This window comes from Streptococcus sp. HMSC062D07 (genome assembly GCF_001814215.1).
GTDB classification, from domain to species: Bacteria; Bacillota; Bacilli; order Lactobacillales; family Streptococcaceae; genus Streptococcus; species Streptococcus infantis_I.
Map to the genome: position 1 here is coordinate 69,225 of NZ_KV815334.1, position 17,787 is coordinate 87,011.

Below are 17,787 nucleotides of genomic sequence, written 5' to 3' on the forward strand. Positions count from 1 at the left end.
GTGAAACGAAATATTTAAATGATAAACTGACAATTATATGTCGTAATTATAAATAATTAATTCGCTCGCTGGAACTCGACAAGATCCATTTCTATTAATTTTTCTAGGGACATTAATTTTTTTTATTTTAAATATACTATCATCACTATATAAATCCAAAATTTCATCAGTAAATGAGTTAGATACTAAAAATCTAATTCCTCTTTTATGAAGTTTAATACAAATATCTCTTAACTCTCTTTGTTTTTCGATCGGAAATCCTAATTCTGTGTATCCAGTGAATGACGAGGAATTGAGCGGTAAATAAGGAGGGTCAAAATACACAAAACTCCCTTTCCTTAAATACTTTAATGCTAACTTGTAATCTCCTGTCATCATTTTCAAATTAGCTGTATTAAAGTAATAAGAAATATCACTAATCATTTCCTCATTTATTATTTGCGGATTCTTATGTCTGCCATATGGGGTATTAAATTGACCCAGTTGATTCACTCTAAATAGACCATTATAGCATGTCTTGTTTAGGTAAATAATTCGAGAAGCTCTTTCGACAGCCGTTAAGTTACTAAAAGATTCCAATCTATCTAATTCTCGAATATTGTAAAAATAGTCTTGCGAATTATTAATTTTGTGATTATAAAGAGAATCAATGAGAGCTTGAGGATCTTCTTTTACAACTTTATAAACATTCATTAATTCTGAATTGTAATCATTGATAATTGCACGCTGAGGCTGTAAGTCAAATAGAACAGCACCGCCACCCAGAAAAGGCTCAACATAGACAGTAATATCAGTAGGTAAATGTTCTCTAATTACATCTAGTAACTGTCTTTTGCCTCCCGCCCATTTTAAAATTGGTTTTAAACGGACTTTTTCCATTATTAAAACACCTCATCAGAATAGAAAAATGAATTAACTTTTTCTAAAAGCCACTCTTTATTCATTCTGTTTCGATCTATATTTTGAGACAGTTCACTTTTCATTTCCCCTTCTGGATAATGTATATTGTGATAGGAGATAAATTCTTTAGTTAAATCTATCAGATTTCCCTTTTCACGTTTACTAGATAAAAACTTAACAAATTCTTGCTCTCTTTCAAGAAAATCTCTGGAAGTTTTTTTTAATGTTTCAATCAGAAGACTTTCATCAAATACCATATCTTCAATTTCTTTATTGTTGTCAAGAATATAAACTTCTATTTCAAAATTTTTAAATTTCCCTTTATCTTTATTTATCTTTTTTTTCGCCTTTTTGCCCGCTTCATCACCATCTAGTAAAATAAAAATTTTTCTATGAACCTGACTTACTTTATCCAGATATAACAAGATTGGTAAGACTGATTCTGTTCCTTTTGCAATAAAATCAAAACTTAAATCAGCTTCATCATTCTGATATTTCTCATATCTTATTTGCGGTCTGTAAGGTTTCGAATCTAATATATATTCAATATAATTTTTATCCGTCTTCCCTTCACATATTATAATTTCGCTATGATCATCGACTTCATCTAATAAACCATAATTTTTTAACACTTGATTTTTTATCTCATTAGTGAACTTACTAACTACAGAATTTTTCACAATATCAAATTCATTCTTACTTCGTTGATAAGATTGTTCTCTTTTACTCTGACTAATGTTATAAAATCTAAAGATAGGATTATTCACTTCCTTTAAAAATTCTCTTGAGTGAGTAGTTATGAATAACTGAGACTTATTATTTTCATTATTCACTAGTTCTAAAATTGAATCTTTTAAACCCGTTGTCAAAAGTGGATATAAAAATGCTTCAGGTTCATCTAATAAAATTATTTTATTATGTTTTTGAAAAATCTCGTTTAATAAAAAGAATGTTAATAAAATAACAGATGTCCGTTGTACCCCTGCTCCTTTAGCATCAATAATTTGAGCATAATCATCATCTAGCTTCAAAGAAATATTCTTCAATAAAAATTCCGTAATCTTTGCTTTATCATCAATTACTAACTTTGGCTTTATTTCAATATGATTTTCTCTAAATAATTCAAACTCGTTATCTAAATCCGACTCTATATCATTAATATGTTCTTTAAAAGTCCCCAATAACAAATCATATTGTCTTTCAAACTCTTCTACAGTTTGTTTAATTTTTTTATGTTTTTTCTTAAAATACTCTAGTACCATATCATTTAGCAAAGAAAATGCCTGACTTGACAAGTCTTGGTCTGTTGTACTTAGATACACACATTTAAATTTAGTATTTAGATATTTTTTTATTTTGCTACTCGAGTTTAGTTTTGCATGTTTTGAATTAGTCTTGTAGATTTCAGCCTCTTCTTTATTTAGATTACAATAAATCTGATACTTACTTTCTATACCAATTTCTAATTCATCATCAATAAAGTCTACTGTAATAACAGGATCTTTACTTGCCCCTTTAGTAATTTCCTTAATAGCATTTCTATCAATACTTGGATTGTAGGATTTTGGGTTAAAAAACAAATTAATAGCTCTTAAAACGTTTGTTTTTCCAACATTATTGCGACCCGCAAAAATATTTAAAACATCAAGTTCCTTAATAATATTTTCTTTATTAGTAAATGATCTAAAATTACTAATTTTTATTTGAGAAATTTTTATCATATCTTATTTTCCTATATACCCTAACTAATGTCAATTACGATGCCCTAAACCAACTTCTTCATCTCATCAATACGTGCGACTGTCGCATCGTATTTCGCTTGGTAGTCGGCTTGTTTGTCGCGTTCTTTTTGGACGACTTCTGGTTTGGCATTGGCTACGAAGCGTTCGTTAGAGAGCTTCTTACCGACCATGTCCAATTCTTTTTGCCATTTAGCTAATTCCTTGTCGAGGCGAGCTAGTTCTTCTTCGACATTGAGGAGGTCTGCGAGAGGCAAGTAGATTTCTGCTCCTGTGATGACGCTTGACATAGCGAGTTCAGGTGCAGGGATGGTTGACGCGATTTCTAGGTGTTCTGGATTTGTGAATCGTTTGATGTAGTTGACATTACTGTTAAAGAAGGCTTCCAAGTCGCTATCGCTTGTCTTAACAAGGATGGTAATAGGCTTGCTTGGAGCTACGTTTACTTCCGCACGCGCATTACGAACAGCACGGATTAAGTCTTTGAGGCTTTCTACACCTGTGTGAGCTGCAAGGTCTTCAAAGGCTGGGTTAACAGTTGGATATTCTGCTGTGACGATAGAGCCTTCTGAGATTTGTCCAAAGATTTCCTCTGTCACGAATGGCATGATTGGGTGAAGGAGACGAAGGATCTTGTCCAAGGTGTAAAGGAGAACAGAACGTGTGATGACTTTTTCATCTTCGTTATCGCTATAAAGGACTTCCTTGGTCAACTCAACATACCAGTCCGCAAACTCGTCCCAGATGAAGTTGTAGAGGATGTGTCCAGCTACACCAAACTCAAACTTGTCAAAGTTTTCAGTAACTTTGCCGATCGTTTCATTGAGGTTGTGGAGAATCCAGCGGTCAGTGACATTTCCAGCTTCCTTGTTGACAACTTTTTCGACATTGGCAGTTGCTTGCTCGAGGGTCAAGCCTTCATTGTTCATGAGGATGTAGCGAGAGATGTTCCAGATTTTGTTAATGAAGTTCCATGACGCATCCATTTTCTCGTAAGAGAAGCGCACGTCTTGCCCTGGTGCAGAACCGTTTGAAAGGAACCAACGAAGGCTATCTGTTCCGTACTTATCAATAACATCCATTGGATCAATCCCATTACCGAGAGATTTCGACATCTTGCGTCCTTGCTCATCACGAATGAGACCATGAATCAAGGCATTTTTGAATGGTGACTTGCCAGTAAATTCCAAACCTTGGAAAATCATCCGAGACACCCAAAACGGAATAATATCATAACCAGTCACCAAAGTTGATGTTGGATAATAACGTTTGAAGTCTTCTGAGTCGACATCAGGCCAGCCCATGGTTGAGAATGGCCAAAGAGCAGAACTGAACCACGTATCCAAGACGTCTTCGTCTTGAGTCCAACCGTCACCTTCTGGCGCTTCTTCGCCGACATATATTTCACCCTCAGCATTGTACCAAGCAGGGATTTGGTGCCCCCACCAGAGCTGACGAGAGATAACCCAGTCGTGGACATTTTCCATCCATTGGAGGAAGGTATCGTTGAAACGAGGTGGGTAGAATTCTACCTTGTCGTCTGTGTCTTGGTTGGCAATGGCATTCTTAGCCAATTGGTCCATCTTGACGAACCATTGAGTAGACAAGCGTGGCTCAACCACAACACCTGTACGCTCTGAGTGACCAACACTGTGGACACGTTTTTCGATTTTAACAAGGGCACCGATTTCTTCCAATTTAGCAACGACTGCCTTACGAGCTTCAAAACGGTCCATGCCTGCAAATTCGAAAGCCAAGTCGTTCATAGTTCCGTCGTCGTTCATGACATTGACTTGTGGCAAGTTATGGCGTTGACCAACCAAGAAGTCGTTTGGATCATGGGCAGGCGTGATTTTCACGACACCAGTACCAAACTCAGGATCTGCGTGCTCATCTCCAACGATTGGGATTAATTTATTAGCGATTGGAAGGATGACGTTTTTACCGATCAAGTCCTTGTAGCGTGGGTCTTCTGGATTGACCGCAACAGCAACGTCCCCAAACATGGTCTCAGGACGAGTTGTCGCCACTTCAAGAGCGCGTGAACCATCTTCCAGCATGTAGTTCATGTGGTAGAAGGCACCTTCCACATCCTTGTGGATCACCTCGATATCAGAAAGGGCAGTGCGAGCTGCTGGGTCCCAGTTGATGATAAACTCACCACGGTAGATCCAACCTTTCTTGTAAAGTTCGACAAAGACCTTACGAACGGCTTTTGACAAACCTTCGTCAAGCGTGAAACGCTCACGAGAGTAGTCTACAGAAAGCCCCATCTTGCCCCATTGTTCCTTGATAGTAGTGGCATATTCGTCTTTCCATTCCCAAACCTTTTCGAGGAATTTTTCACGACCGAGGTCATAACGTGTAATGCCCTCACCACGCAAGCGCTCCTCAACCTTAGCCTGAGTCGCAATACCCGCGTGGTCCATCCCTGGAAGCCAAAGAGTATCAAAGCCTTGCATGCGTTTTTGACGGATGATGATATCTTGCAAAGTTGTATCCCAAGCGTGACCAAGGTGGAGTTTCCCTGTAACGTTTGGTGGTGGAATCACGATCGAATAAGGCTTAGCCTTTTGATCGCCTGAAGGCTTGAAAACATCCGCGTCAAGCCATTTTTGGTAACGACCAGCCTCAACCTCGGCTGGATTGTATTTAGGTGAAAGTTCTTTAGACATGTGTGTGTCCTTTCTCTATTGTTTTCATTTTTTCTTGAATCTGCTTTGCGACTTCTTCTGCAGACAGATTCGTATTATCAATTTTAAGGTAGTAGTGAAGACCACTCGGTTGCTTTTGAGAATTAAGTTGATTTGTTTTATCAGTCTCTAAAATTTCTCTTTCAGATATCTCAAAATTCCGTTTCAAGGGTTTGTATTTCAACCGATTCTCCGTCCGATTGCGACGTAAGCGCTCCTCAAGAGACGTTTCTAATTCAACAAAGAGAATCTCTTGATGATACTCATTTAATAAATCTTGAATATTCTTCAAATACATCAGACGATATTGATTTGAAAAGTCAATTACATCTGTTAAAATCACCGACCGATGATTCCTGGCGCTTGTTCCAAGAAAAGAAAAGTTAACGCTACGAACAAATTCCCACATTTCTTCCGTAAAATCCTGATAAATTTCGAGTGCGAAATCAATTGGTTGATGGTTGAAAAAGAGAGTCGCACCGGTGAGTTTCGAAAGTTCCTGACCAATGGTCATTTTACCTGAGGCTGGAGCTCCAATGATGAAAACATGCATCAATCCGCCTCCCACTCACTCTTCAGCAAGCCATACCTCAAATCATCACAGCGGTTGCCTTGGGCATCTTTGCGATCCCTTATGCGAGCTTCAAGGGTAAAACCAAGTTTCTCAGCGACTCGTTGACTTTGGACATTGTAGCTAAAGCAAGACAATTCAATCTTGTGTAGGTTTAGTTCTTTAAAAGCTAAATCAATCAAGGAACGTGCTGCTTCTGGCACATAACCTCGACCCCAATAGTCTGGGTGCAAGGTATAGCCAATCTCCAGCACATCGTCTTCGTGGCGGTGATTGAAGTCAACAGAACCGATAACCCTATCAGTCCCTTTAACAACAATTCCATAACCAACTGGAAGATTTTCCTTTTGATTGCGTTCAGGAAGGATATGCTCTAGATAATAAATCTCATCTTCCAAGGTCTTAACGGGCGGAAAGCCCGCTGGATAAGAGACTTCTGGCAGACTAGCGTAGGCATGGATATCCTCGGCATCAGCCACGGTACGGACTCGTAAGACAAGTCGGTCAGTCTCTATTCGTTCTGGCAGTTCAGCTCTTGTCATCCTTCTACCTCGCTTTCTACAAAAAAATCGCCCCTGTCATCAATCTGACAGGGACGAATGTGTTTATCCGCGGTACCACCCAATTTCGGGCAGAGCCCGCATCTTTAATCTTCTTGTTTCTCTTTTATGACGTCGTTAGCTCGTCTTGGCGTACTTGAGTACAGCCTGCAACTCGCTGCCTAGTCCTAAAAGGAAACAAAAAGATTTATATTTCAATTTTTAATTTCAACTCACTAGCAACCAGTTTTGACACATTTGTGGACTTCTCAGCACCGCCACTTCCTGTAAAATGTGGGACTCAAAACACCTCTAATGGCTTTATTTTAACAAGTTTTTCACGGAAATGCAAGGGACAAGAAAGATTACTTGAACTTGATGCCGTTTTCTTTTAATTTCTTGATAGTAGCTGGACCGATTCCTTTCAAGGCAAGGAGTTCTTTTTCTGTCCAGTTTTTGAAGTCAGCAGCAGACTTGATCCCTTCATCGTAGAAAGTTTTAGCACGGTCAAGTGGAAGTCCGCCTAGGTCAGCTGCGAAATCTTCAACAGAAGTTGTAAGCTTGTGGGCTTGCTCTTTAGTTGCTTCTACAGCTTTTTCTACTTGCTTAGAGACAGCTTTTCCTGCCTCACTTGCTGCTTTTTCAGCATGCTTCACAACTTTTTTTGTTTCTTCGACAACCTTGTTTACAGCATTTGAAAGTGCACCTGAGCGACGAAGGCTGTTTCTTAATTGTTTTTTACGTTGTAGCTTTTTTGACATGATAAGATCCTTTCAATAAAAAACCCCTGTGATTGAACAAGGACTAATCTTTATGTTTTTATTGTATCAACTTTCTTTGGGAAATGCAAGGCTTGTTAGTTTAGAAAGATAGGAGTCCTATAGGGAATTCCGCCCTAGAATAAGAGAATATGATAGAAGAAAAGCGAAAAATATGGTATAATGAAACGATAGATTTTTGAATAGGAATACAATCATGTTTGGATTTTTAAAAAAAGATAAAGTTACAGAAACACCAGCAGTGGTCCCAGCACATATCGGAGTTATCATGGATGGCAATGGTCGTTGGGCTAAAAAACGGATGCAGCCACGTGTCTTTGGGCATAAGGCTGGGATGGATGCTCTGAGAACGGTAGCCATTGCTGCTAGTGATATGGGTGTCAAGGCTATGACTGTCTATGCCTTCTCTACTGAAAATTGGACACGTCCAGACCAGGAAGTCAAGTTTATCATGAACTTGCCTGTTGAATTTTATGATAAGTATGTCCCCGAATTGCACCAAAAGAACATGAAGATTCAAATGATTGGGGAAACTGATCGTTTACCTAAACAGACTTTTGAAGCTTTGAAAAAGGCAGAAGAGTTGACCAAGTTGAATACTGGTTTGATTCTTAACTTTGCCCTTAATTACGGTGGACGAGCTGAGATTACACAAGCGGTCAAGTTGATTGCGCAGGATGTTTTGGATGCTAAGGTGAATCCAGGCGATATTACAGAAGAGTTGATTGGGGAGTACCTCTTCACTGGACATTTGCCGAAAACGTTGCGCGACCCGGACTTAATTATCCGAACTAGTGGCGAGCTTCGTTTGAGCAATTTCTTGCCTTGGCAAGCAGCTTATAGTGAACTTTATTTCACAGATGTTTTGTGGCCTGACTTTGATGAGGAAGCCTTGAAGGAGGCTATTGCAGAGTTTAACCGCCGCAATCGTCGATTTGGAGGAGTATAGGAAAATTATGAAAAAGGACTTAATAAAGAGGACTATATTTGCCGCTCTGGCATTAGCAATCTTTATCCCACTCTTGGTGATTGGTGGGCTTTGGTTACAGATTGCTATGGGACTTCTAGCTATGCTAGGGGTGCACGAATTGCTTCAGATGAAAGGGTTAAACACCATGACACCTGAGGGCTTGCTGACCTTGTTAGCAACTTTTGCACTGACAATCCCCCTAGAAAACTATCTGACCTTTTTACCTGTAGATGGGAATGTTGTCGCATACGGTGTTGTGATTTTTATCATGTTGGGTTGCACTGTTTTTAGCAAGAATTACACGATTGAGGATGCCGCCTTCCCAATTGCTATGAGCTTCTATGTTGGTTTTGGATTCAACGCTTTAGTCGATGCTCGAATCGCTGGCTTGGATAAAGCACTCTTGGCCCTCTGTATCGTATGGGCGACAGATAGTGGGGCTTATCTCGTAGGAATGAATTTCGGAAAGAGAAGATTGGCTCCGAGAGTCTCTCCGAACAAATCAATCGAGGGAGCTTTTGGTGGAATTATCGCTGCCATGCTTGTCACGATTATCTTTATGTTAGTGGATAGTACAGTTGCTCTTCCTTACGGCATTTACAAAATGACGCTCTTTGCTATTTTCTTTAGTATTGCAGGTCAGTTGGGTGACTTGATTGAGAGTGCTATGAAACGCCATTTTGGAGTCAAGGATTCGGGGAAATTTATCCCTGGACATGGTGGGGTGTTGGATCGTTTTGACTCTATGTTAGCCGTTTTCCCTATTATGCACCTCTTCGGCTTATTTTAAGGAAAGGTGAACAAATATTAAATGTTAGGATTATTAACCTTTATCCTTGTTTTTGGAATTATCGTGGTGGTTCACGAGTTCGGCCATTTCTACTTTGCTAAGAAGTCTGGAATTCTGGTTCGTGAATTTGCCATTGGTATGGGTCCGAAAATCTTTGCCCATATCGGGAAAGACGGGACTGCTTACACGATTCGTCTCCTACCGCTTGGTGGTTATGTCCGCATGGCAGGTTGGAGTGAGGATACTACAGAGATAAAGACAGGAACTCCTGTTAGTTTGACTTTGGCTGAAGATGGCAAGGTTAAGCGCATCAATCTTTCTGGTAAGAAGGTTGACCAAACGGCTCTTCCTATGCAGGTAACCCAGTTCGACTTTGAGGATAAGCTCTTTATCACAGGTCTGGTTTTGGAAGAGGAAAAAACTTTCTCTGTAGACCATGATGCAACTATCGTGGAAGCTGATGGGACGGAAGTTCGTATCGCTCCGCTAGATGTTCAATATCAGAATGCGACTGTCTGGGGTAAATTGATTACTAACTTTGCCGGGCCGATGAACAACTTTATCTTGGGAATCATTGTCTTTTGGATTTTAATTTTCATGCAAGGTGGCGTTCGTGATACGCAAACGAATAACTTCAGTATTATTCCCAACAGTGCATTAGCTAAGGCCGGTGTTGAAAATACAGCACAAATCACTAAAGTCGGTTCACACGAAATTAGTAACTGGCAAGATTTGATTCAGGCTGTTGAAGCAGAGACCAAAGACAAAACAGCACCGGTATTGGATGTAACAGTCTCTGAAAATGGAACTGAAAAACAAGTCAGTGTGACCCCTGAGGAAAACCAAGGTCGCTATATTCTAGGTGTTCAACCGAGACTCAAATCAGATATCTGGTCTATGTTTGTAGGTGGATTTACTAGTGCGGCTGACTCGGCCTTGCGCATTCTCAATGCCTTGAAGAGCTTGATTTTTCAGCCTGACTTGAATAAATTGGGTGGACCTGTTGCTATCTTTAAGGCAAGTAGTGATGCTGCTAAAAATGGTCTTGAGAATGTCTTGTTCTTCTTGGCTATGATTTCCATCAATATCGGGATTTTTAACTTGATTCCTATCCCGGCACTAGACGGTGGAAAAATCGTGCTCAACATCATCGAAGCCATTCGCCGTAAACCGCTGAAACAAGAAATTGAAACCTATGTTACTCTAGTTGGAGTTGTGATTATGGTTGTCTTGATGATCGCCGTGACTTGGAACGACATCATGCGTACCTTCTTTTAAGAATTAGAGGAAAAATATGAAACAAAGTAAAATGCTTATTCCAACGCTTCGCGAAATGCCAAGCGATGCTCAAGTTATCAGCCACGCCCTTATGTTGCGTGCTGGTTATGTTCGTCAAGTATCAGCAGGAGTCTACTCTTACCTGCCACTTGCTAACCGTGTTATCGAAAAAGCCAAGAACATCATGCGTCAAGAGTTTGATAAGATGGGTGCTGTTGAAATGTTGGCTCCTGCCCTTCTCAGTGCTGACCTTTGGCGTGAATCTGGCCGTTATGAAACCTACGGTGAAGACTTGTACAAATTGAAAAATCGTGAGAAGTCAGACTTTATCTTGGGTCCAACTCACGAAGAAACTTTTACGGCTATTGTCCGTGATTCTGTCAAGTCATACAAGCAATTGCCTTTGAACTTGTACCAAATCCAGCCTAAGTATCGTGATGAAAAACGTCCACGTAATGGACTTCTTCGTACGCGTGAATTTATCATGAAAGATGGTTATAGCTTCCACGCTAACTACGATAGCTTGGATGTAACCTATGATGAGTACAAGGCAGCTTACGAGCGTATCTTCACTCGTAGTGGTTTAGACTTCAAAGCAATCATCGGTGATGGTGGAGCCATGGGTGGTAAGGATAGCCAAGAGTTTATGGCCATCACACCTGCTCGTACAGACCTTGACCGTTGGGTTGTTTTAGACAAGTCTGTCGCATCATTTGATGAGATTCCTGTAGATGTACAGAAAGAAATCAAGGCAGAATTGCTCAAATGGATGGTTTCTGGTGAAGATACTATTGCCTACTCAAGTGAGTCAAGCTATGCAGCTAACTTGGAAATGGCAACAAACGCCTACAAACCAAGCAACCGTGTTGTGACTGAAGACCAAGTAGCACGTGTGGAAACACCAGGTGTCAAATCGATTGATGAAGTTGCTGCTTTCTTGAATGTCTCTGAAGAGCAAACAATCAAGACCTTGGTTTATATCGCAGACGAGGAGCCAGTTGTTGCCCTACTCGTTGGCAATGACCAACTCAATGAAGTCAAATTGAAAAACTACCTTGGTGCAGACTTCTTAGAACCTGCAACCGAAGCGGAAGTGAAAGAATTATTGGGAGCGGACTTTGGTTCACTTGGCCCAGTCAATCTTCCAGAAAATGTCAAGATTATCGCAGACCGCAAGGTGCAAGATAGTCGCAATGCTGTTGTAGGTGCTAACGAAGATGGTTACCACTTAACTGGTGTGAACCCTGGTCGTGACTTCACTGCTGAGTATGTTGATATCCGTGAAGTTCGTGAGGGTGAAATCTCTCCAGATGGACAAGGTGTGCTCAACTTTGCGCGTGGTATCGAAATTGGTCACATCTTTAAACTCGGAACTCGCTACTCAGCAAGTATGGGAGCAGATGTCTTGGACGAAAACGGTCGTGCAGTTCCAATCATCATGGGATGTTATGGTATCGGTGTTAGTCGTCTCCTTTCAGCAGTTATGGAGCAACACGCTCGCCTCTTTGTTAACAAAACTCCAAAAGGTGAATACCGTTACGCTTGGGGAATCAACTTCCCTAAAGAATTGGCACCATTTGATGTACATTTGATTCCAGTTAATGTCAAGGATGAAGCAAGTCTTGCATTGACAGATCGTATCGAAGAAGCTTTGGTCAATAAAGGCTACGAAGTCTTGACGGATGACCGTAACGAACGTGTCGGTGTTAAATTTAGCGATAGCGACTTGATTGGTCTTCCAATCCGTATCACTGTCGGTAAAAAAGCAGCTGATGGTATCGTAGAAGTTAAGATTAAGGCTACTGGAGATACTATCGAAGTTCACGCAGATAGCTTGCTTGAAACCCTTGAAATCCTAACAAATAAATAAAATCTATAATCAGAAGAAAAACAAGACAAAAATGTAACTAGTTTTTGGCTTGTTTTTTCTCTATAATGAGATAAAATAAACATAAAAAGAGTAAATAAAGAGGTAGAGCTATGCTAAAATTTCCAAAGGATTTTGTCTGGGGTTCCTCAACTTCTGGGCCACAGACAGAAGGGCGAGTGCCTGGTGACGGCAAGGGAGATAATCTCTGGGATTATTGGTACCAAGTAGAGCCGAATCGCTACTACAATGGCATTGGACCAGACAAAACATCGACCTTTTATGAAAATTGGGAAAAAGATATCGAACTATTGTTAGAAACAGGGCATACAGCCTTCCGGACTTCTATCCAGTGGTCTCGTATTTTTCCACAGGGTCGTGGAGAAGTCAATCCTCAAGGTGTGGCTTTCTACCGTCAGGTCTTTGAAGCTATTAAGGCCAAGGGAATCCGTCTCTTAGTCAATCTTTATCACTTTGATCTGCCTTTTGCCCTTCAAGAAGATGGGGATGGTTGGGAAAATAAGGCGACCATCAAAGCTTATGAAGACTATGCTCGTTTCTGTTTTGAGACCTATGGAGACTTGGTGGACCAATGGATTACCTTCAATGAGCCTATCGTTCCTGTTGAGTTTGGCTATTTCTATGATGCCCATTATCCACATAAGGTGGATGCCAAAGCTGCGGTTCAGGTAGCTTATAACACTCAACTGGCTAGTAGTCTTGCGGTTAAGGCTTGTCATGAGGTTTTGCCTGATTCTAAGATTGGGATTGTCCTCAACTTGACACCAGCATATCCACGTAGTCAACATCCTGCGGATGTCAAAGCTGCACGCATAGCTGATCTATTTCAAGCTCAATCTTTTCTAGATCCATCTGTCTTGGGAACTTATCCAGAAGAATTAGTGGAAATTTTAGCTGAGCATGATTTGCTGCCAGATTCTACGGCTGAGGAGTTGAACCTCATTCGTGAACATACAGTAGATTTTCTTGGAGTCAACTACTATCAACCCTTGCGTGTCATGGCGCCACGTTTTGCTAAGCATCCTGATAGTCCGCTCTTACCAGAACATTTCTATGAACCTTATGTCATGCCTGGTCGTAAGATTAATCCGCACCGTGGCTGGGAAATCTATGAACAAGGGATTTACCATATCGCTCAAAACATCAAGGAAAACTATGGCAATATCGAGTGGATGTTGACAGAGAATGGGATGGGCGTTGAAGGTGAAGATAAATTCCGTGAAAATGGAATGATTCAGGATGATTATCGTATTGACTTTGTCAAAGATCACCTTCGTGAACTTCATCGTGCCATTGAAGCCGGTGCTAATTGTAAAGGCTACTTGATCTGGACATTTATCGATTGCTGGTCATGGCTCAACAGCTATAAAAACCGCTATGGTTTGGTCGAGCTTGACTTAGAAACACAAGAACGCCGCTTGAAAAAATCAGGGCACTGGTTCAAAGAACTCAGTGACAATAATGGATTTTAAGCAATTTTTCAAATAGATTCAAAAAAACCATTGGAAATGAACTTCTCAATTTGAGAACTTCCAATGGTTTTTCTTGTTCTTATAATAGTCCGATAAAAAGTAGTAGAGCTGATAAAGCAATAAAGGCTAGGGTTGCTAGACCACGTTGGCCTGGGCTGTAAATCTTTCGTTCTCCTCGAACTGGGAAGACGATAGCCAGTAATGCACCCCCGACAGCACCCCCAACATGCCCAGCAAGGCTGATACCAGGCATTAAAATACTACCTACTAGATTGATGACTAAGAGGGAGAGGTAGGATTGACCAAGTTGTTGGAGATAGGGATTGCGTGAAGCATATCGGAGAACAACAATTGAGGCAAACATACCGTAGAGGGCAGTTGAAGCACCTGCAGTAATAGCATTGGGACTAAAAACTAGGACAAAGAGATTTCCCATCATACCTGATAGAAGGTAGATAAAGAAAAACTGTTTGGAGCCAAAGATTTGCTCCATCTGACGTCCCAAAAAGTAGAGGGATAGCATATTGACTAAAAAGTGCTGCAAGCCAATGTGGACAAAGGTTGCGGAGAATAAGCGCCAGATTTGTTCAGGCATGGCCTTGATAGCAGGGGGATACACAGCTCCGAATTTATACAAGGTGGCTGCGCTGGTATAGTTGAAACCACTGGTTAGAAACATGAGTATAAAAACCAGGGTTGTCACGAGTAGAAAGAAGCTCGTGACAGGATACCGACGATCAAAAATTTCTTTCATAGATGAGTACCTCCTCAACATGAATATCGTAGTGCTCAGGTTGAAAATTCTGAATCTGACATGGATAAATCGTACTAATAGTATGACCTGGGAAACGCTCTAAGTAGCGGTCGTAATAGCCACCTCCATAGCCAACCCGATAGCCAGAAGTGTTGAAAGCCAAACCAGGAACATGAATCAGGTCAATCTGAGAGGGTTCAAGGATTGTGAAGTCTCCTTGAGGTTCAAGAAGTCCAAAAGAATTTCTTTCGAGTTTCTCTGGTTCATATAGAACAAAGTCCATTTTTCCATGTGGATAGGTTTTGGGAATGAGGAGTGTCTTCCCATCTTTTTGAGCCTGTTCAATGAGTCTAGCTGTCTGAAATTCATGAGGGAAAGACAGGTAAGTGGCGATGGTTTTTGCTTCCTTGTAGAAGGGATGTAGAAGTAGTTGCTCATTCAACCAAGCGTCCATGACTTCCTTTTCTTCGGCTGATAGAGATTTGAGTTCTTGCAAGACCTGCTTGCGTAGGGCTTTTTTCATTGTTTACTCCGCAGCTTTCTTTGCTAAAAAGCTTGATACAGCCTCGACTCCAATTGCCAGAGCTTCTTCCTTAGGACTCATCTTTGGATGGTGAAGAGCATAGGGACTATCAATTCCAAGCCAGAACATGACACCGGGAACCTTGGAGAGAAGATAACCAAAGTCTTCTCCTGTCATGGCAGGTTCGATGTCGATTAGTTCAATTCCCTCTTTTTCATCAAAGAAGGTCATCAATTCTCGAGCTAATTCAGGGTTGTTTTCGACAGGTAGGTAACCTCCCTGCTTGAGTTCAACTTCCACATCCATATCAAAAGCAGCTGCGACACCTTCAGCGATGGCTTTGACACGTTTTTGAACTAAGAGGCTCATGCTATGTGTGAGAGCTCGAATGGTTCCATGCAAGAAAGCTGTATCAGCGATGACATTATTGGTTGTTCCAGCTTGAAAGACACCGAAAGTGACGACAGCTCCCTCGATAGGATCAACATTACGGCTAACGACTGACTGAACTTGAGTGACAAAATAGCTAGCTGCAACCAGAGCGTCGTTTGCTTGATGTGGAAAGGCTGCGTGACCACCTTTACCCTTGAAGCGAATCTTGACTTCGCAAGTTCCTGCAAAGAGTGTATGGGTATTGGTCGCAATCTGTCCAACTTTTAGGTCTGGACGAACATGAAGCCCATAGAATTGGTCAGGCAACCAGTCGTCAAAGGCCCCGTCTTCATACATGAGCATGCCACCTGCTTCGTTTTCCTCGGCAGGTTGGAAGAGAAAGAGGAGATTATTTTTAGGTTGGTTTTCTAGAGCGCGTTCGAGACTTCCTAGGGCAATGGTCATGTGAAAGTCATGCCCACAAGCATGCATACGGTCTGGGTGTTGAGAGGCAAAGGCAAGACCTGTTTGTTCAACGATTGGGAGTCCGTCGATATCTGTCCGCCAACCGATGGTACGTTCTGGCTGACTTCCCTGTAAATACACTAAAATACCTGTTCGCCAAGTGCGAATTTGAACAAAATCTTTACCAACTGTTAATTTCTCAATGACATTGAGCAAATAAGCTTGAGTCTTGACTTCTTCTAAACCGATCTCAGGAATTTGGTGAAGATCACGTCGAGTCTGAATCAAATCTAACATAGTTAATTTCCTTCTGCTGATACGATAAAGAGGCTGGAAGAGTTTCCGCCTCTGTTACTATTTACAAGGTGCGAAGCGCATCTTCTAGCGCTGTTTTTTGTTGGGTTTGGCTATCGATTTCTTTGATAACACGAGCTGGGACACCGGCAACCACAACATTTTCTGGAACATCTTGAGTGACGATGGCACCTGCTGCAACAACAGAACCGCTACCGATTTGAACACCTTCGATAACCACAGCGTTAGCACCGATGAGTACATTATCACCGACACGGACAGGCTCTGCACTAGCTGGTTCGACAACACCTGCAAGAACAGCACCGGCACCTACGTGACTATTTTTACCGACAATAGCACGTCCACCTAGAATAGCACCCATGTCAATCATAGTGCCAGCACCGATTTCAGCACCAATATTGATCACAGCTCCCATCATGATAACAGCGTTATCGCCAATCTCAACCTGGTCACGGATGATAGCCCCTGGTTCGATACGAGCATTGATGTCGCGTTTATCAAGGAGAGGTACAGCTGAGTTGCGAGCGTCTTGCTCAACAACATAATCTTTATTTTCTGTTAGTCCTTCAAGAAGAGGTGCGATATCCTTCCAGTCTCCAAAGAGAACATTTCCAAGCTTGGTAACAGAAGCAGGGATAGATCCAGTAAGTTGCCCCTCAAAGGTCACTTTTACACTTGTCTTTTTCTCAGCATTTGCGATAAATTGGATAATTTCTTGTGCATTCATTTTTGTAGCAGTCATAGATGTCTCCTCACTCTTTGTAATGCTTACTATTCTACCAAAAAAGGCTTCAAAATTGAAGCCTTAAGTGTTAAAAGAAGATTCTTTTAGTTTGTCCTTTGATTCTTCGATGGATAAGAAGATCATGGGAATAATAATCAAAATCATAGCTAATAGCAGGTAGCCGTCCAAGACAAGACCTAGAAATAGAACGCTTAGAATAGCAGAGGATAGCGGTTCACTTGCACTGACCACTGACACCACCAATGGGGATACGAGTGATACAGCCTTCATAGATAGGAAAAAGGCAAAAGCTGTTCCCAAAAAGGCAATGGTCAAACAAATCAAGATGCTCACCCAATCCAGCTGAAAACTAATTCTATAAACAGGATAGAGAAAATTACTAAAGAGTCCAGCCAGCATCATTCCCCAACCAACAGTGGGAACAAAACCATATTTTCGAGCAAATGGCTGGGGCAAAATGACATTAAACATGACGCCCAGCGCACTGAGAAGTCCAGTTAATAAAGCGATAGGAGTGATGGATAACTTAGAGAGATCGCCTTTGGTAGCCATCAAAAAGACCCCAAGCATGGCAGTTAAAACATAGAAGATTGCTTTTTTAGAAGCTTTTTTCTTGTAGATGATACGGTTGTATATGAGAATGAAGACAGGACTGATAAATTGTAGGATGGTTGCAGTTGTCGCATTAGAGTGTTCTACACAGAGATAGAAGAAATACTGAACAGAGAAGATTCCTAAGATGGCATAAGCCAGAAAAGGCAGGTAGTTTTTGCGCTTTCTCCATATATCGAATAGCTGTGAGCGGAACTTAAAGCTAGAAAAGATAAGTACGAAACCACCTGCAAGGCTTAGTCGCATGGAAGTAATCCAGCCAGATGATACTTGATAATGCGTAAAGAAGAATTCTCCTAAAATGCCACAAATACCCCATATTAATCCAGATAGGAGGGAGTAAATGGTTCCCTTAAAAATATTCTTTTGATACTGATTCATA

16 protein-coding genes are annotated in these 17,787 nt (G+C 41.0%); 5 read left to right on the plus strand and 11 right to left on the minus strand.

The features are described from left to right. Positions 1 to 33: 33 nt before the first annotated feature. The 6 genes from HMPREF2957_RS07060 to HMPREF2957_RS07085 form a co-directional block, all read right to left on the minus strand. Positions 34 to 879, minus strand: coding sequence for a DNA adenine methylase (locus HMPREF2957_RS07060; protein ID WP_070678449.1), 846 nt, complete (start codon positions 877 to 879; stop codon positions 34 to 36). Between the two features lie 2 nt (positions 880 to 881). Next, positions 882 to 2,621, minus strand: coding sequence for an ATP-dependent nuclease (locus HMPREF2957_RS07065; protein WP_061421707.1), 1,740 nt, complete (start codon positions 2,619 to 2,621; stop codon positions 882 to 884). Between the two features lie 44 nt (positions 2,622 to 2,665). Further along, positions 2,666 to 5,314: a valine--tRNA ligase gene (locus tag HMPREF2957_RS07070; protein WP_070678452.1), complete on the minus strand. Its 2,649-nt coding sequence runs from the start codon at positions 5,312 to 5,314 to the stop codon at positions 2,666 to 2,668. Further along, a complete protein-coding gene (locus HMPREF2957_RS07075; protein ID WP_036758101.1) occupies positions 5,307 to 5,885 on the minus strand; it encodes an AAA family ATPase in 579 nt (192 codons plus the stop codon). Before HMPREF2957_RS07075 ends, HMPREF2957_RS07070 begins: the two co-directional genes overlap by 8 nt. After that, entirely contained in the window at positions 5,885 to 6,445 is a 561-nt protein-coding gene (locus HMPREF2957_RS07080) for a GNAT family N-acetyltransferase (protein WP_036758099.1), read from the minus strand. Before HMPREF2957_RS07080 ends, HMPREF2957_RS07075 begins: the two co-directional genes overlap by 1 nt. A 362-nt stretch (positions 6,446 to 6,807) precedes the next feature. After that, positions 6,808 to 7,203, minus strand: coding sequence for a helix-hairpin-helix domain-containing protein (locus HMPREF2957_RS07085; RefSeq protein ID WP_004250587.1), 396 nt, complete (start codon positions 7,201 to 7,203; stop codon positions 6,808 to 6,810). A 214-nt stretch (positions 7,204 to 7,417) separates the two neighbouring features. Between HMPREF2957_RS07085 and HMPREF2957_RS07090 the strand changes: the two genes are divergently transcribed. The 5 genes from HMPREF2957_RS07090 (at position 7,418) to HMPREF2957_RS07110 (ending at position 13,619) form a co-directional block, all read left to right on the plus strand. After that, positions 7,418 to 8,170, plus strand: a complete 753-nt coding sequence (locus tag HMPREF2957_RS07090; RefSeq protein WP_016466323.1) for an isoprenyl transferase — start codon at positions 7,418 to 7,420, stop codon at positions 8,168 to 8,170. A 7-nt stretch (positions 8,171 to 8,177) separates the two neighbouring features. Next, positions 8,178 to 8,981: a phosphatidate cytidylyltransferase gene (locus HMPREF2957_RS07095; RefSeq protein WP_070678454.1), complete on the plus strand. Its 804-nt coding sequence runs from the start codon at positions 8,178 to 8,180 to the stop codon at positions 8,979 to 8,981. Positions 8,982 to 9,002: 21 nt separating this feature from the next. Beyond that, positions 9,003 to 10,259, plus strand: coding sequence for an RIP metalloprotease RseP (gene rseP / locus HMPREF2957_RS07100; RefSeq protein WP_036758094.1), 1,257 nt, complete (start codon positions 9,003 to 9,005; stop codon positions 10,257 to 10,259). A gap of 16 nt (positions 10,260 to 10,275) precedes the next feature. Continuing rightward, entirely contained in the window at positions 10,276 to 12,129 is a 1,854-nt protein-coding gene (locus HMPREF2957_RS07105) for a proline--tRNA ligase (protein WP_070678458.1), read from the plus strand. Positions 12,130 to 12,239: 110 nt separating this feature from the next. Next, positions 12,240 to 13,619, plus strand: coding sequence for a glycoside hydrolase family 1 protein (locus tag HMPREF2957_RS07110; RefSeq protein WP_070678461.1), 1,380 nt, complete (start codon positions 12,240 to 12,242; stop codon positions 13,617 to 13,619). A 79-nt stretch (positions 13,620 to 13,698) separates the two neighbouring features. Here HMPREF2957_RS07110 and HMPREF2957_RS07115 read toward each other — a convergent pair whose 3' ends face one another. The 5 genes from HMPREF2957_RS07115 to HMPREF2957_RS07135 all read right to left on the minus strand — a co-directional run bounded on the left by HMPREF2957_RS07115 (position 13,699) and on the right by HMPREF2957_RS07135 (position 17,786). Continuing rightward, entirely contained in the window at positions 13,699 to 14,373 is a 675-nt protein-coding gene (locus HMPREF2957_RS07115) for a rhomboid family intramembrane serine protease (RefSeq protein WP_070678464.1), read from the minus strand. Further along, entirely contained in the window at positions 14,357 to 14,896 is a 540-nt protein-coding gene (locus HMPREF2957_RS07120; protein WP_070678467.1) for a 5-formyltetrahydrofolate cyclo-ligase, read from the minus strand. The genes HMPREF2957_RS07115 and HMPREF2957_RS07120 overlap by 17 nt, the downstream gene beginning before the upstream one ends. Before the next feature lie 3 nt (positions 14,897 to 14,899). Further along, positions 14,900 to 16,030, minus strand: coding sequence for an N-acetyldiaminopimelate deacetylase (locus HMPREF2957_RS07125; protein WP_070678470.1), 1,131 nt, complete (start codon positions 16,028 to 16,030; stop codon positions 14,900 to 14,902). A gap of 61 nt (positions 16,031 to 16,091) precedes the next feature. Then, positions 16,092 to 16,790 carry a 2,3,4,5-tetrahydropyridine-2,6-dicarboxylate N-acetyltransferase gene (gene dapD / locus HMPREF2957_RS07130; protein ID WP_070678473.1) on the minus strand — a complete coding sequence of 233 codons (699 nt, stop codon included), beginning with the start codon at positions 16,788 to 16,790 and terminating at the stop codon, positions 16,092 to 16,094. Positions 16,791 to 16,853: 63 nt separating this feature from the next. Continuing rightward, the gene (locus tag HMPREF2957_RS07135) at positions 16,854 to 17,786 is read right to left on the minus strand and encodes a DMT family transporter (RefSeq protein WP_070678476.1); all 933 of its coding nucleotides are present in this window, start codon (positions 17,784 to 17,786) and stop codon (positions 16,854 to 16,856) included. Position 17,787 lies beyond the last annotated feature (1 nt).